Here is a 14,760-nt window from a genome sequence, read left to right as displayed (position 1 = left end):
ATTATAATAAGATTCACTCATTTGTCAAGCCGTCGTTCTTTAATGAAATTCGATATGATTCAATTGAATTCATCATTAGATCACTTCATTTATTATGAATTAATAATTGCCGTTTACAGCATATTAAATCTACTTTTTTACATACTAACTATGAGGACAAATACTATTTATTGAGAGGGAGAATCAATGAGCATTTTAGAACACTCAAGTTCTACTATTTCAGGACAGGTTCCCATTGAAGCCATTCAACATAACATAGTTGATATCCCACCTACTGTTGCCGAAATTAATCATCTTTGGTCAACTTATATGGCTGAAAGTATGGCCTGTTGCTTTCAAAAACATATTGTTGAGATGACAAAGGATTCCGATTACCATAATGTAATTCAATCCGCTTTAGATCTATCCAGTAAAAATATCACATCGATTGAAAACATATTCAAATCAATACAACATCCTATACCAGCGGCATTTGGCGAAAAAGATATATCACCTGCACCAAAATTGTTTGATGAAACATTTTGGATATTGTACACAAGAATTATGACCAAATATATTTTTCAAAATCACTATTTGGCTTATACCGAATCAACACGATCTGATATTCGACAACTATTCTACGAATTTATTGATGGTTCAAGAGATATCATTCGAAAAGCAGATGATGTTCTTTTAGCAAAAGGAGTTTATCCTAAGACACCCCCTATAGCTGTCCCTAAAAAAGTGGATTTCATTCATGATAAGGACTATTTTGGGTCTGTTTTTGGTAACGGCAGAACCCTAAATGCCTTAGAAATTAGCAATATCTTAGCAATCTTAGAATTCAAAGTACTAATTAAAGCCTTAAAATTAGGTTTTGCCCAAGTCGTAACCTCGGACGAAATCCGAAAATTCTTTAATGCCGGTGCAAAACTCGCTGAAAAACATATTCATGTGCTCCGTTCAATCCTAGAGAAAGATGGCATACCCGGGCCGGAAATAATAGACTATCGGATTACTGACTCCCAAAAACCTCCATTCAGCGACCGTTTAATGTTGTTTCATATGACAAGTACCATTTCTTATATTCTTACAGCTTACGGTACAGGTTTATCGAGAATCATGAGAAAAGATGTTGTTACCACTTATATCAAACTAATGGCTGACATCCTCGGAATGGCTAAGGATGGAGCAGATTTATTAATTAAAAACGGCTGGCTGGAAAAAATACCCGAAACAGTTGATCATCGTTACTTAACCCATTAAGGGAGAATCCCTAGAGTTGATTATTCTGGGGACTCTCCTTTAATGGGCTAGTCATTACTAATAGTGTTAGACAAGATAAAAAAGTTGACTATGAAGAGTGGAGTAAAAGAGAAGGAGAGACTAATTGACATATGTTCAATATATAGTATAATAAGGCTAAAAAACATATGTCTAAAATAAAAGGGACGATTCTAGGTTTTATAGTTGCCTTGTATATTTATTAATTCTTTCACAATTCAGATACATGATACATAGTTCTTTTCTCTTTTTTTAAAAGACAGCAGTGAGCATTCAGATAAGACTATTTGGGATGTTTACTTTGTGGAAGAGGAGAGTTGAGTATGATAGATCACAAAGAGTTACGCCCGAAGGATCTGGGAAAACCGGATGAACAGCTGGTTAGAGTTAAAAACAGAGAGCTCATGCCTTTACTGCCGCCCTATGATAAAGCGGGAATGGAACCTCCTTTAACAGACCCTAAACCTGCCTGGAGAGAAAAATTCTGCACTTCTTTGGATGGCTATGTAGGTATTGATACTTTAACTCGTCCGAAAACTAAAGAAGAAGAGGACAAATTCGTTCAGATGTTCCTCAGCGGCTTAGAAAAAAGTTTTTCAGATGCCAATAATGGAGCACTTCAGCCATTCTTATTGTCCTTCGAATATTGTGCCAAGTGTGATACCTGTTCTTCCGCCTGCCATATCTATGAAGCATCGGGGAAAAATGAACTATACCGGCCAATTTTCCGGTCTGAGGTTCTGCGGAAAATCGTCAAGAAGTATTTTACCAAAAGCGGGAAGCTGTTAGGCAGTTTTGTCGGCGCAGATATTGAGGTGAACTGGGAAACTATTGCCCGGCTCGGAGAATTAGCTTATCGCTGTAATCTTTGCCGCCGTTGTGCTCAAACCTGTCCTTTGGGATTAGATAATGCTATTCTTACCAAAGAGATACGTAAGATCTTCAGCCAGGAAATGGGTATTGCCCCCCTTCCTCTCCATACAAAAGGTACTGTTTTGCAGCTCAATACAGGTTCATCCACAGGAATTACCAAACCTGCTTTTCTGGATACCATCGAATTTCTTGAAGAGGACATCGAAGAAAAATATGGTTTAAAAATCAAATTCCCAATTGACAAAAAAGGTGCCGATATTCTGCTCATCCATAATGCCGGCGAATTTATGGCTTGGCCCGAAAACCCTATTGCTTTTGCCATTCTTTTCGAAGAAGCCGGGTTAGACTGGACACTGAGCAGTGAAATAGCAGGCTATGACAATGTAAACTATGGCATTTGGTATGATGATTTTCAAGCCAAGAAGATCGCTTTAATGCAAATGAACGTTGCTAAAGGGCTAGGAGTCAAGCGAATTGTTATGGGAGAATGCGGCCATGCCCATAAAGCTTCAATGATTGTGGGCGATCGCATGACTTATGGTGATAACAAAATTCCGGTTGAAAGCTGCCTGCCTTTGCTTTGGGAAATGGTTAAAGACAAACGTCTAAAGCTAATCCCTCAAAGAAATAATTTTCCAGTAACTCTTCACGATCCCTGTAATTATGTACGCGGCATGGGAATCGTTGAACCACAGCGCAATGTCTTGAGGGAAATAAGCCCTCTGTTTAGAGAAATGACACCTCACGGGGTGGACAATTATTGTTGTGGCGGGGGCAGCGGGTTTGCTATCACAAATTCCGTCAACTTTAGTGAATGGAGAAATAAAGTCAGTTCCCGCAAGAAGTTTAATCAGATCCTTGGAGCCTTTCAGGACACCATAGAAAACCCCTCTATTCCCAAATATGTTTGTGCTCCTTGTTCTAACTGTAAAGGAGCCATTCGAGATATTCTGGAATTCTACGAAGCCACAGAGAAGTTTAATGTTCAATATGGTGGTTTAGTGGAACTTATGGTCAATGCTCTAGTAAGTATGAAAAAACCGTTTATGGAGTTTTTAGAATAGTAGTTTGTCGATCATCACCGGTCAGTTAATTCAAAGCCTTCTGGAGCAGGTTTTTATATCCAGAAGGCTTTTTATGTAGTTTTCTGGCTGCAAATTACATGATGCTCCATTATTTCTTTGCGTTGCATGTTAAATAATGCGCCGACAATATTTTATGATCTCCGTTTACAGCAAGTTCATTGTCTGAGTAAAAACCTCTCTCACAGCACGCCCTGAAGCACAATCCAGCTCAATAATGCTCTGCCCTCTATTGATTGCTTTAACAGCGTCTGGATCAAAGGGTATTTTTCCGGTAACAGGAAGTTTATTTCTTTGACAGTAGGACTCTATTCTTTCTGTATTGGCGGGGCTTATGTCATATTTATTAATACAAATAACGACCCTCGTTTGAAATTGCTCAGAAGTCTTAATAATTCTTTCCAGATCGCTAATACCTGAGATAGAGGGTTCCGCTACGATCAGTACCATATCAACACCGCTCAGTGAAGCAATTACCGGACATCCGATCCCCGGCGAACCGTCGATGATAGCCAGATCAGCATTGACAGCCGCATACTTCATATTTCTTTTAACCTCAGTGACCAACATCCCAGAGTTACCGCTTCCCATTTTAAGCTGAGCCGTGGAAAATACTTTTTTATCGGTGTAGAGCATAAGTTCTCCTGCGACGGCAGGCTGAAAAGATATGGCTTTTTCAGGGCAGATAGTCTCACAAACACCGCAGCCTTCACAGGCTAACGTGTCAACGATATAAGGAATACGCTCCTGAATTGCCTCGAAGCGGCAATGTTGTCGGCACAAATCACATTGCACACATAATTCCGGATCAATCACTGCCTTGGACATCCCATAAAAGTTACCTCGTCTGGGTTCTGATGACTGATTTAAAATCAAGTGCAAGTTGGGGGCATCCACGTCACAATCAGCAAAAGCCTTGGCTTCGGCTAACTTTATAAAAGCACTGGCAACTGTTGTTTTACCGGTGCCGCCTTTGCCGCTAAGAATTAGTAATTGCTTCATGTTGTACCCCCTTAGCCACATTTTGAAGCAGGGAAGAGAACATTTGCCGATACTTTTCTTTCTCTCTGACTAAAATCAACCCTTCGGCATTTAGGGTTCCCAATTCGTTTTCAAAGGGTATCCTTCCTATAATATCAATGCCTCTTTCCAAGCAGAATTCTTCTGCCGGATTAGCTCCTTCCTGACACTTGTTCAGAACAACACCATGAGGTTTATTAAATAACTTTACCAGTTCATAAACCATATTGAGATTATGGACTCCAAACAACGTTGGTTCTGCCACCAACAAACAATAGTCTGCATCTTTGATGCTTTCCATAACTGTACAGGCACTTCCAGGGGGACAATCAATCACTGTAAATTTCTGATCACTACAAATATCCTTTAACAGCACTTTTATAATCGGGATACCTGATTCTTTCCCGGTTTCTAATATTCCTGTAATAACTTTAACATTTTCGGATAGGCCTCTTTGAACCTCACCAATAACGCTTTCCTTCTCGGATAACGCTTTCTCAGGGCAAAACAGTACGCATCCCCCGCAAGAATGACAAACCTCATCGAAAATAAGCAATTGATTCTTGATATAGGCTAAAGCATTGAACCTACAAAAATCTATACATCGACGACAACCGTCACAAAGCTTCTGATCAACAATAGGGATTTTAATTGTAATTTTTTCAGTTCTAATCTCTTGGGGCTTAAAAAAAAGATGCCCATTGGGCTCTTCTACATCACAATCAATATAAACGGAATCCATTGCCGAAGCTGCCAAATTTACGGATACCAGCGTTTTACCTGTGCCGCCCTTACCGCTGAGCACAGCTGCCTTCATTTTAGTGTCCTCCCTGGCCATGAAATCCGGCATGAATTTCTGCCAATACAGCCAGCTTTCCGTCATTTAGAGCATTGAGATTGTCTTTAATTGAGTCGTTAATCGTTTTAAGGAGTTTGATATTAGCTGCTTTAATAATTTCGGCCGCGTTTTCACCGCATCTTGGTGTAAGCAAGGCATCTACCTTGTTATCGACAATAATTTGGGCAGCCTTAATGCCCGCACCTCCTTGACTTGCGATAGCACTATTATCGATAAATGCACTTTCCTTTGACTCAGTATCATAAATGAGATAATAGGGTGTCCTGCCAAAATTGTCGCACACACCTGCCTCCATAGACTTGTCATTGACTGGAATTGCAATTTTCATTATGAATCCTCCCTAGTTTAAAATGTCTGTTAATAGATAATAATTATAGAATACATGTAAAACTACTGACACTTAAGGTCGTTAGGACTAAGAATCATTAAGAGTAATTTGTAGTTTATCATGTTTTAGAGAAATCTTTAGCTTCTATCAGCCTCTATTAGTTTCTATCTAGTTTCTATCTAGTTTCTATCTAGTTTCTATTAGTTTCCTGGCAATTCTTCTCACATCGATGTCTTTGACAACCGCCACAGCCGCAGTAAGGCTCAAGTCCATCACAAAGCTTATAGTCTCCGCCTTCAATCCTTAACATTTTACCTCTGACTAAAGACTCTGCAAGCTTTCTTCGCGCATCATTATAAATACGCTGTACCGTTGTACGTGCAATTTTCATTTGGTCGGCTGACTCTTCCTGAGTAAACCCTTCCAAATCAATTAGTCGTATTGTTTCGTACTCATCAACAGTCATAGTCACAAAATGATCTTGATTAATCGGAGCATCCAGCGGCCCAAATTGGTTGCTTTCCGGCAAGCAACACACTTTTCTCCATTTTCTTGGTCTTGGCATAATTCGATCTCCTCTGCTTGTGACGTAGGTAACAGGAGCGTCCTCCTGATACTTTCCGTTTTGTATATCTTATTTTACCTGTTATGAAATCACCTTGCCAGGGTAAGCAGTAACTTTCACAAAACTATGCCTCCTTAATTATGACATGCCCCGATAGCATTCTTCTAAATCTTCTCCTTTCATGTTATTGACATATGTTCTTTATTAATCTAATTATACCCAATTTCGCGCATATGTCAATAACTCACCGGAGCAGGGCATGTCAATACATTCAATCGTAACTTTTCAGAATCTAAAAAGCCCTCTGATAGCTTATTTTAATTACAATCTATCAGAAGGCTGTGGAACACCAATTTAATTTAAACCCTTTACAAATCTTTATTTGTCTCGGATATCTTAATATCTTAATTTTTGCTGCTTAAATAGGTTACTGAACAGGGTAGGCGCCCCTGCTGCTGAGGTAATTGAATAGATCCTCACCATGCTGCTGTTCTTCTTTTTGAATATGATTTAGGGCTTGACGAACACTATGATCCTGACATTCAAAAATGACCGTATCATAGGTTCCAGAAATGTACTTTTCAGTCACAAGCATATCTTTAGTTAAAGCAACATCATTTTGATTTACGGATTGTCCTGCAGGCTTTGTCTGTGCCGTTTGATTCTGTCCTCCCGTTTGTTGGCCCTGCCCTTGCCCGCTTATAGTCGGCGTTTGCCCATTCAGAATTTGATTCAAAGTGTTGAAATGCTGTTTTTCATGAGAGGCATGATCGTTAAATAATTGTTTTAATTGTTGATCTTGAGCCTCATTGGCATATTTGGTGTATTTTTGAACACACATTTCTTCATGGCTTTTTTGGTCTTGAAGCAGCATCTGTTCTTTTTGGCTGATCATGGGAAACCACCTTTCTGCGTAGACTTCTCGGCTCACTCGCCTGTTCGATAGTATTCACATATTCTCAAGAACTATGTAAAGAAAACCGGCTTCACAGACACTCGGCCAATCAACACAGCAGGAGTTTGCGTAATGAGTCGCAGTGTGGCGATAAGCTCGTCCGCTTATCGTCTTGACCAACGATTGCTTAGAAGAAAATCCACAACCAAAGTTAAGCTTTTTATTTAGTGTATCAAAGGAATGTGTCAAAGGGACGGTCCCTAATGTTCATTTTGCCAACAATTTATGATCGAGTGTCAAAAGGACCGTCCCCAATGTTCACTTAAACTCGGAAGCGATAGCCGGCGCCCCAAACGGTTTCGATGTATTGGGGATTCGAAGGATCACTTTCGATTTTCTCCCTCACTCTTGCAATATGGACTGTTACTGTTGATGAATCTCCCATGGCTTCTAGTCCCCAAACACGTTCAAATAACTCTTCCCGTCCGAACACATGATTAGGATTTTGGGCTAGATATAAAAGTAAACTAAACTCCTTCTGAGCCAAGCTTACCTCCTGCCCGAGCACAAAAACTCTGTGAGATTCCTTGTCTATTTCCAGTCCGCGAATCGTCAGCGTATTTCCTTTAGTTATGGTTTCCCGGAACCTAAGTTTCAGCCGTTCATAATTCTCCAGATGAGCTTTAACTCTGGCGACTAATTCGCCGGGACTAAAAGGTTTGGTGATATAATCATCGGCGCCCAGGCTGAACCCTTTAATCTTATCAATTTCTTCTTTTTTGGCAGAAACTAAAAGAACAGGAATAGCTTTATTCTCTTTCATGACCTTGAGGATTTCTAATCCATCCATTCCTGGCAGCATGATATCCAAGATCAGCAGATCTATCTCCTCTTCCTGAAGGAGGCTTAAGCCCGCTGAGCCATTCCCACATACCATAACATCGAAGTCGGCAACTTCAAGATAGTCCTTTTGTAATTCCGCAATGCTTAAATCATCTTCAATGATTAAAATCTTTTTCTTCATGATTCACGTTTAGTATTATGATTTACTAAGAGAAATCATAATACTCGTTCCCTCCTCCCCATGGCTGACAGCCCAAATTCTCCCCTTATGCCCTTCAACAATTTGCTTGGCGATCGCCAATCCCAGACCGCTTCCTTTACTTCGAGCCTTATCCGATCTATAGAATCGATCAAAAATATGAGGCAAATCCCCTTCACTGACACCCGAACCGTTATCACGCAGTTCAATAATAAGGCTGGTGAAGGTGTCTCGGAGAAGAATTTTAATTTCACCCTGCTCTTTGTTCATATATTTACGGGAATTATCGAGAATATTTACGATGACTCTCTTCATTCTGGCACGATCCAGGGACACAAATTGCTTCTGAGGCAGATCAATATGTAAAGAAACCTTGATATGACTGCTTTCTAATTCCGGCTCACTTTCGAGCAGGCAGAGTTTAAGGTACTCCCCAATATCTGTTTTTTCAAAATCAAAGGGAATCTGATTTAAATCCAGTTTTGCATACAGAAGTAAATCATCAATCATTTGATCAACTTGATGAGCTTTCAAAGAGATAGTTTTGAGATAACGTTCCATTTTCTCGGGAGTATTGGCAATACCGTCTAAGATTCCTTCAACATATCCCTTGATCGAGGTTACAGGGGTTTTTAAATCATGGGAGATACTCGAAATTATCATTTTCCGGTTATCCTCATACTTCAGTTGAGAATAAACGGAATCCTTGAGTTTTAAGCGCATGAGTTCAAGATCGCGGCATAAGGCCTGAATTTCTTGATCCCCTTCTTCAACGATTGCCTGATCGAGATTTCCCCGGCTAATTTCCGCTGCGGCACTTTGCAAGTTACGAAGTGGTTTAAGAATTCTGCGTGAAAAATGATAGGATACAAGAATATTAGTCAACATAAAGAGGAGAACAAACGTCACTCCAATTATAATTATAAATCTAGTAAGGTTTGTCGCCGCTTGATCTAAGGGCGCTAATAACAACACCCTGCCCTTCGTACCATCCTTGAACTGAAGGCCTACGGATTGAACGGAATAAGTCATGTCCCCGATAACAATGGGTTCATTTCTCCCCATATTCCCGGCATCCAAGGATTTCTCCAGGTCGATTTTACTAAGATTGATGGAAGAAAAGATCATCTTTCCATCTTTAATAATCACAAGCTCTCCCTGAATTTCGGCAAGCCGTTCTTGGAGATGTTTTTGAAACTCATCTTCTTCAACAACTTCAGGGCTTCGCTGCAGAATACCTGTTTCGGTATTTAGAAGTTCTAACTTAATCTGTGACAAACGTTGATAATCTTTAAATGATAAATCATTGCCGGACATTTTGCAGTAAATAAAAAGAAAAGCCACGGCAATGAAAACAGTAATCACCATTGGAATGATGACTGTTGAAGCGTTGGCTAAAATCATCCGTTTTTTTAGGTCCATTAAAACGTCACCTTATAATTCTTTTTTATCAAACAAGTAAAAACCTGCTGTAAATAACATAATGCCTGAACCCAGCATAATCAAGAACTGGCGTAAAATTTTCCCCACGGGAAGGGATTTAATAAGAAACAAATTATACCAGTCCAGTTGAGTTGTCATAAACAAACTCGAATATTGAGAAAAGAATACTCCCATAACCTTTAAAACCAGAAAGGCCAGAATTGATACAAAAAAAACAGAAATTCCACTTTTAAAGATATTGGCCAGTAAAACAATGCCTAAGGCCAAAACAACCATGGGAATTAAGCTAACAATATAGGAAAATACTGTTCTAAGCAATGAATCCAAGGTTGTTGAATTTGTATTAAAAATAAACCCTGCCAATATCGAAAAGATGAGCAGCAGTAAAAGAGTCGCTAAGATAAAAATAACAATAGCCGTAATTTTAGCGGCAAAGATCTTAAACCTGCTCACCGGCCGGGTTAAGGTTATGCGCATATTGTTATGGGCGAACTCCCCGGAGAAACTATCAATCGTTACTAAGGCCGTAAAAAGCGGCAGAATCGTGTTGACAACTACTGACAGGACAAGCATGGGAAATTCCACACTGCCTGCCGCTCTGAGTCCAAAGCCGCTTCTTACCCCTACTATAATAATTTGACCGATAACAATAACGGCCAAAGATAATATCAGTGCTGCCAGGGCCTTTTTCTTCTTATAGAGTTTCTCTAATTCATTAGCCAGCGCTGCTTGAAAGACGGCCATTTCGTTCTACCTCACTTACAAAATAGTTCTCAAGAGTTGCATAGTTTCTCAAAATTGTCTTAGTGCTCTCCACATTAAGTATTTCTCCATTATAGATGACTCCGATACGATTACAGGTTAACTCGACGTCATGAATCAAATGGCTGGAGATAAAAAATGTGGTCTTTTCTTCGTCAGCTAAGTTTTGAATCAATTTACGGATATCAATCATTCCCTCAACATCAAGTCCATTCAAAGGTTCATCGAGAATAACGACCTTAGGCCGGGATAAAATAGCTGCGGCTAAGCCGAGACGCTGCTTCATTCCCAGAGAGAATTTCTTCGGTTTTTCATGCTTATATTTAAGCATACCCGTCTGCTCCAGAACCTCATCAATACGCCGATTATCCACATTCGGATAAAATCGCGCCAGCTGCCTCAAGTTATCAAAGGCACTAAGATAAGAATAAGATTCGGCAATTTCGATAAGACAGCCGACGTTAGCCATGGCTTTCTCATAGTCTTCCGTTATGCTGTAGCCAAAGATCTTCACATCCCCATAATCGGGACGAATGAGTCCGGTCATGAGTTTCATGGCGGTGGTTTTTCCGGCACCGTTGGGTCCAAGAAAACCAAAAATATCTCCCGCAAGGATTTCTAAGTTAATATCTTTAATTCCCCGCCCATTCTCATATTGTTTCGTTAGGTTCTTTATTTCTATAACCGGTTCCATACCTGCCTCCTTCAATGTTAAGAGGACTGCCGGGATAACCGGCAGTCATAGCTATTTTCCGTTGTATTTTGGTGCTATTCGAAGTCCGGGCTGAAGGAGGAATCGAAGATAGCGCCCTCAGCAGATATAATGTTTCCATTTAAATAAATTTTACCGGCATGTTCGTCGAGGAAAAAGTCCCCTTTGCTTCCCGTATCTGTTGAATAATTATAGTTTGGCGAATTTTTATCCTTCGACCTTGTGGCATTAAAGTTGAAGTTTCGTTTCGTTGTTGCATATTGGTCAAATCCTGGTTTATATACCTCGTAATATCGCCCAGTCGCCGATGTTTGATCAATCTGTGTGATCTCGATAATTCGTTCTCCGATTTTGACAAATTTACCGTCTTTTGTGATCAGGATGTCATTTTTAAACTTACCCATAAATTTCTGGGGATTGGATATTCCGGGCCCGGAATTTACAGTTTCGACAACATTTTTTACAACTTTCTTTCCGTTGAGATCCGGTTTAGTCACCACTGTGGAATTTATCTCCGTCAGCTTAGCCAAAACCTCTATCGTTATGTCATGAACGTTCCCCTTCTCATCCTTTCCGGAAACGACGGCAGAGCCTAAAATGCTCTCCATGATGCCATCTTTATTAATTTTTGCCGTTCCGTCAATGTTTTTGACAAAAACATCCTTACTGAGCTGAGGAGAATTATCTTGTTGCCCATTTTGTCCATTAAATCGTTGTTTCATTTCAAAGGAGGCAAGTGCATTAATCAATGAAGGGATCTGTACTTCCGTAAGTGAACCGGAAAGCACTTTGCTTCCGTCCGGGTTCTCAGTTACCGCAACATTGTCTTTAAGATTTCCGACGATTGCATCTGCTATCTTTTCAACATCGTCAGCATTATTATTTTTAAAGGGATTGGAAAATGTCTGGTCATTTCTTCCTTGGGTGTACTCCGTTACATAGTAGGTAGGGTCATCATTCGATTGCCTAATAAACGTCGTCTTATCCGAATAGGTTTGATTACTGTAATTATTTCCATTAATAGTTTTTTCGGATGAACTACGATCTATAGCATTTTTAGTTCTGTCGAATTTCTCGATTTGGTTCAATGTAGCTAAGGTTTTTCCATTATCCTTTAAGTCATAAGATAGATCCATTGTAAAACTATTGAGATTGTCACTGCATTGAGACGCAGTCACTTTAAGAGCATCTTTTAACTGATCATATCCGCTTTTGGCTGCGATATCCGCCAGGGCCGTGGTAGCCAGCAGCATCGCCCCCAGGGTAAAGCTTAAAATCATGGTCGTTTTCTTGGTAAATTTCATGGATCCAACTCCTTATCCGTTTTCTAGAAGCTTCCGTGAGTTTATTTTAGCAAGTTGCTCTTGAATTTCTCTAAACGATTTATTAACAAATTATTAATTGTTCTATGGTTCATTCATAGGTGTATATCAGACCCTTTGGAAATTATATCATAATATCCATTTTTCTTACTTCAGATGTAACAGGTTTACGATAAACCCATAAGCTGATACTCTCGCCTAAGTATTCATAGGTCTTGACAAAGTTATGGCAAAGGAATGCTTCTTTCATCGTCACAAATAAGATTTAGAATCTCAACATAGTTAAGTTAATTATTATTAACAGGCAAAATCCATTGAATTCCTTTATATATACCCTCCTTTAGGTGTTTTGAGCATTTAGCTTTTATTTTTATGAAATATTTCACAAATGCTTGTGAATAAATAGATTTTGAACAACTATGAATCTTATGCTATATTAAAAATAAGCGGTCTGATGGTCTGACCAGGTACATGATTTCACAAGCTTTGCTTGTAGTCTCCTGTATTCTTTATGTATTAGATCTATTGTTCCGCTCTGAAATCATATTCAATTTTTTGCAGGGAGGCTGTACCATGGAAATTCTCGTGTGTATTAAGCAAGTTCCAGGAACCTCGAAAATTGACGTTGATCCTATTACCGGGGTCTTAAAGCGTGACGGCGTTGATTCTAAAATGAACCCTTATGATTTATTTGCCCTTGAAGCTGCCTTAAGACTTAAAGAACAAAAAGGCGGAACCATCAAGGTGATCAGTATGGGGCCGCCGCAGGCTAAAGATGTTATCAAAGAAGCCTTCATGATGGGAGTCGACGAAGGTGCTTTGGTCTCAGATCGGAAGTTTGCCGGAGCTGATGTTCTAGCCACCTCTTACACGATTTCTCAAGGAGTTCGCCAACTTGGCAGCTTTGATTTAATACTCTGCGGCAAACAAACCACCGATGGGGACACTGCCCAAGTTGGCCCGGAGATGGCTGAGTATTTGGGCATCCCCCACATTGCCAACGTCTTGAATATTATCGAAGTCAAAGAAACCTCCATTCTGGTAGAAATGGATATGGCTAATACCATAGAAATTGCCGAAATTAAGTTTCCCTGCCTCTTGACCGTAGAAAAGGATATTTTTCAGCCCAGACTTCCTTCCTACAAGAAAAAATTAAGTACGAAAGACCGGGAAATCAAAATCATTTCCTTTCAAGATTTCCAGGATCAAGATGAGCATAGATATGGACTCGCCGGTTCGCCAACTCAGGTAGAACGCATTTTTCCTCCAGCCGTCAATAGCGACCGAGAAACCTGGACAGGCACCTCAGCAGAACTTAGTTCTCAGATTGCCAGTAAGCTTAGACAATTAAAGTTTGTTTAGGGGGAAAGAACTATGAGTAAATTAATTTGTCATCAGGAAAAACTGAACGAATCGAATATCTGCGATCTGGTTAAAATTTGCCCCTTTGGCGCTCTCGAAGCTAAGAACGGAACCCTTGAAATAACAGCCGGATGCAAAATGTGCAAGCTTTGTGTTAAAAAGGGTCCGCAAGGAGTTATGGAATTCATCGAAGATGTGACTCCTTCTGTTGACAAAAGTTTATGGAGAGGCATTGGAGTCTACGTTGACCATATTGAGGGTGAAATACATCCCGTCACTATGGAATTAATCGGTAAGGCCAAAGAACTTGCTGCTGTTGTCGATTTCCCAGTCTATGCTGTATTTATCGGCAGCAACATTAAAGATAAAGCTCAAGAATTACTTCACTACGGTGTCGACGAAGTTTTTGTTTATGATTACGAAGAATTAAAACATTTTAGGATTGAACCTTATACAGCAGCCTTTGCTGATTTTATCGAAAACGCAAAACCCTCTTCTTTGCTTGTCGGGGCTACTACAATAGGCCGTTCTTTGGCTCCCCGAGTCGCTGCAAGATTTCGAACCGGCTTAACCGCTGATTGCACAACCCTGGAAATGAAGGAAAATACCGACCTGGTGCAAATCAGACCCGCCTTCGGCGGCAACATTATGGCTCAGATCATCTGTCCGAATACAAGACCGCAAATGGCAACGGTCCGCTATAAGGTTATGACTGCCCCGGAAAAGCTGTGTGAACCCAGCGGTAAAATCACGCTCTGCCAATTAGACCCCGCTAAATTAACATCGGCAATTGAGGTCTTAAAGGTGACCCGCAAAGAAAACGAAGAAAACATTTCGGATGCTGAAGTCATCATTGCGGTCGGACGAGCCTTGAAATCCGAAAAAGATTTGGCTATGGTCGAGGAATTAGCTCAATTATTAGAAGCCCAAATCGCCTGCACGCGGCCCTTGGTTGAAGCCGGCTGGCTGGGGGCTAAACAACAAATAGGCTTATCCGGCCGAACCGTTAAGCCCAAACTGATTATTACCCTGGGAATTTCGGGCGCAGTTCAGTTCACAGCCGGTATGAACAGCTCAGAACAGATCTTCGCCATTAATAAAGACCCTCATGCTTCAATTTTTAATATCGCCCATTATGGAATTATCGGTGATCTCTATGAAATCGTTCCTCAGCTCATTGAAGATCTTAAAAACTCAAAGGCTCTGGCTTGCGCGCGTTGAGAATCAGAGTG

The 14,760-nt window shown here is 40.2% G+C and carries 14 protein-coding genes; 4 read left to right on the top strand and 10 right to left on the bottom strand.

What is annotated here, in order from left to right:
* The first annotated feature begins 186 nt into the window (after positions 1-186).
* Complete coding sequence (locus DESACI_RS01380; RefSeq protein WP_014825366.1) at positions 187-1,245, top strand: DUF3231 family protein; 1,059 nt, start codon at positions 187-189, stop codon at positions 1,243-1,245.
* A 341-nt stretch (positions 1,246-1,586) separates the two neighbouring features.
* Positions 1,587-3,200, top strand: coding sequence for a (Fe-S)-binding protein (locus tag DESACI_RS01375; RefSeq protein WP_014825365.1), 1,614 nt, complete (start codon positions 1,587-1,589; stop codon positions 3,198-3,200).
* Positions 3,201-3,365: 165 nt separating this feature from the next.
* Here DESACI_RS01375 and DESACI_RS01370 read toward each other — a convergent pair whose 3' ends face one another.
* The 10 genes from DESACI_RS01370 to DESACI_RS01325 all read right to left on the bottom strand — a co-directional run bounded on the left by DESACI_RS01370 (position 3,366) and on the right by DESACI_RS01325 (position 12,148).
* On the bottom strand, positions 3,366-4,220 hold the full coding sequence (locus DESACI_RS01370; RefSeq protein ID WP_014825364.1) for an ATP-binding protein: 855 nt from the start codon (positions 4,218-4,220) through the stop codon (positions 3,366-3,368).
* Complete coding sequence (locus DESACI_RS01365) at positions 4,198-5,055, bottom strand: nucleotide-binding protein (protein WP_014825363.1); 858 nt, start codon at positions 5,053-5,055, stop codon at positions 4,198-4,200. Before DESACI_RS01365 ends, DESACI_RS01370 begins: the two co-directional genes overlap by 23 nt.
* Position 5,056: 1 nt before the next feature.
* A complete protein-coding gene (locus DESACI_RS01360; protein WP_014825362.1) occupies positions 5,057-5,425 on the bottom strand; it encodes a NifB/NifX family molybdenum-iron cluster-binding protein in 369 nt (122 codons plus the stop codon).
* A 190-nt stretch (positions 5,426-5,615) separates the two neighbouring features.
* Positions 5,616-5,990, bottom strand: a complete 375-nt coding sequence (locus tag DESACI_RS01355; protein WP_014825361.1) for a DUF134 domain-containing protein — start codon at positions 5,988-5,990, stop codon at positions 5,616-5,618.
* 427 nt (positions 5,991-6,417) lie between these two features.
* Positions 6,418-6,885 (bottom strand): DUF892 family protein, encoded by a 468-nt coding sequence (locus DESACI_RS01350; RefSeq protein ID WP_014825360.1) that lies wholly within the window; start codon positions 6,883-6,885, stop codon positions 6,418-6,420.
* A gap of 322 nt (positions 6,886-7,207) precedes the next feature.
* Positions 7,208-7,909 (bottom strand): response regulator transcription factor, encoded by a 702-nt coding sequence (locus DESACI_RS01345; protein WP_014825359.1) that lies wholly within the window; start codon positions 7,907-7,909, stop codon positions 7,208-7,210.
* Between the two features lie 15 nt (positions 7,910-7,924).
* On the bottom strand, positions 7,925-9,349 hold the full coding sequence (locus tag DESACI_RS01340) for a sensor histidine kinase (RefSeq protein WP_014825358.1): 1,425 nt from the start codon (positions 9,347-9,349) through the stop codon (positions 7,925-7,927).
* Between the two features lie 12 nt (positions 9,350-9,361).
* The gene (locus DESACI_RS01335) at positions 9,362-10,114 is read right to left on the bottom strand and encodes an ABC transporter permease (protein WP_014825357.1); all 753 of its coding nucleotides are present in this window, start codon (positions 10,112-10,114) and stop codon (positions 9,362-9,364) included.
* On the bottom strand, positions 10,086-10,826 hold the full coding sequence (locus DESACI_RS01330; protein WP_014825356.1) for an ABC transporter ATP-binding protein: 741 nt from the start codon (positions 10,824-10,826) through the stop codon (positions 10,086-10,088). Before DESACI_RS01330 ends, DESACI_RS01335 begins: the two co-directional genes overlap by 29 nt.
* Positions 10,827-10,900: 74 nt before the next feature.
* Entirely contained in the window at positions 10,901-12,148 is a 1,248-nt protein-coding gene (locus DESACI_RS01325) for a hypothetical protein (protein WP_014825355.1), read from the bottom strand.
* 591 nt (positions 12,149-12,739) lie between these two features.
* Between DESACI_RS01325 and DESACI_RS01320 the strand changes: the two genes are divergently transcribed.
* The gene (locus tag DESACI_RS01320) at positions 12,740-13,528 is read left to right on the top strand and encodes an electron transfer flavoprotein subunit beta/FixA family protein (RefSeq protein WP_014825354.1); all 789 of its coding nucleotides are present in this window, start codon (positions 12,740-12,742) and stop codon (positions 13,526-13,528) included.
* A gap of 12 nt (positions 13,529-13,540) precedes the next feature.
* Positions 13,541-14,749: an electron transfer flavoprotein subunit alpha/FixB family protein gene (locus DESACI_RS01315; RefSeq protein WP_014825353.1), complete on the top strand. Its 1,209-nt coding sequence runs from the start codon at positions 13,541-13,543 to the stop codon at positions 14,747-14,749.
* Positions 14,750-14,760: the final 11 nt, after the last annotated feature.

The sequence above is a fragment of the Desulfosporosinus acidiphilus SJ4 genome (assembly GCF_000255115.2).
Classification (GTDB): Bacteria; Bacillota; Desulfitobacteriia; order Desulfitobacteriales; family Desulfitobacteriaceae; genus Desulfosporosinus; species Desulfosporosinus acidiphilus.
The sequence above is the reverse complement of the archived record's forward strand: the minus strand, read 5'-3'. Positions and strand labels throughout refer to the sequence as shown.

Coding starts and splice junctions, on each gene's coding strand:
- DESACI_RS01325 (WP_014825355.1), bottom strand. CDS start 12,148: ATGAAATTTACCAAGAAAACGACCATGATTTTAAGCTTTACCCTGGGG.
- DESACI_RS01345 (WP_014825359.1), bottom strand. CDS start 7,909: ATGAAGAAAAAGATTTTAATCATTGAAGATGATTTAAGCATTGCGGAA.
- DESACI_RS01370 (WP_014825364.1), bottom strand. CDS start 4,220: ATGAAGCAATTACTAATTCTTAGCGGCAAAGGCGGCACCGGTAAAACA.
- DESACI_RS01365 (WP_014825363.1), bottom strand. CDS start 5,055: ATGAAGGCAGCTGTGCTCAGCGGTAAGGGCGGCACAGGTAAAACGCTG.
- DESACI_RS01355 (WP_014825361.1), bottom strand. CDS start 5,990: ATGCCAAGACCAAGAAAATGGAGAAAAGTGTGTTGCTTGCCGGAAAGC.
- DESACI_RS01350 (WP_014825360.1), bottom strand. CDS start 6,885: ATGATCAGCCAAAAAGAACAGATGCTGCTTCAAGACCAAAAAAGCCAT.
- DESACI_RS01320 (WP_014825354.1), top strand. CDS start 12,740: ATGGAAATTCTCGTGTGTATTAAGCAAGTTCCAGGAACCTCGAAAATT.
- DESACI_RS01315 (WP_014825353.1), top strand. CDS start 13,541: ATGAGTAAATTAATTTGTCATCAGGAAAAACTGAACGAATCGAATATC.
- DESACI_RS01375 (WP_014825365.1), top strand. CDS start 1,587: ATGATAGATCACAAAGAGTTACGCCCGAAGGATCTGGGAAAACCGGAT.
- DESACI_RS01380 (WP_014825366.1), top strand. CDS start 187: ATGAGCATTTTAGAACACTCAAGTTCTACTATTTCAGGACAGGTTCCC.
- DESACI_RS01330 (WP_014825356.1), bottom strand. CDS start 10,826: ATGGAACCGGTTATAGAAATAAAGAACCTAACGAAACAATATGAGAAT.
- DESACI_RS01360 (WP_014825362.1), bottom strand. CDS start 5,425: ATGAAAATTGCAATTCCAGTCAATGACAAGTCTATGGAGGCAGGTGTG.
- DESACI_RS01335 (WP_014825357.1), bottom strand. CDS start 10,114: ATGGCCGTCTTTCAAGCAGCGCTGGCTAATGAATTAGAGAAACTCTAT.
- DESACI_RS01340 (WP_014825358.1), bottom strand. CDS start 9,349: ATGGACCTAAAAAAACGGATGATTTTAGCCAACGCTTCAACAGTCATC.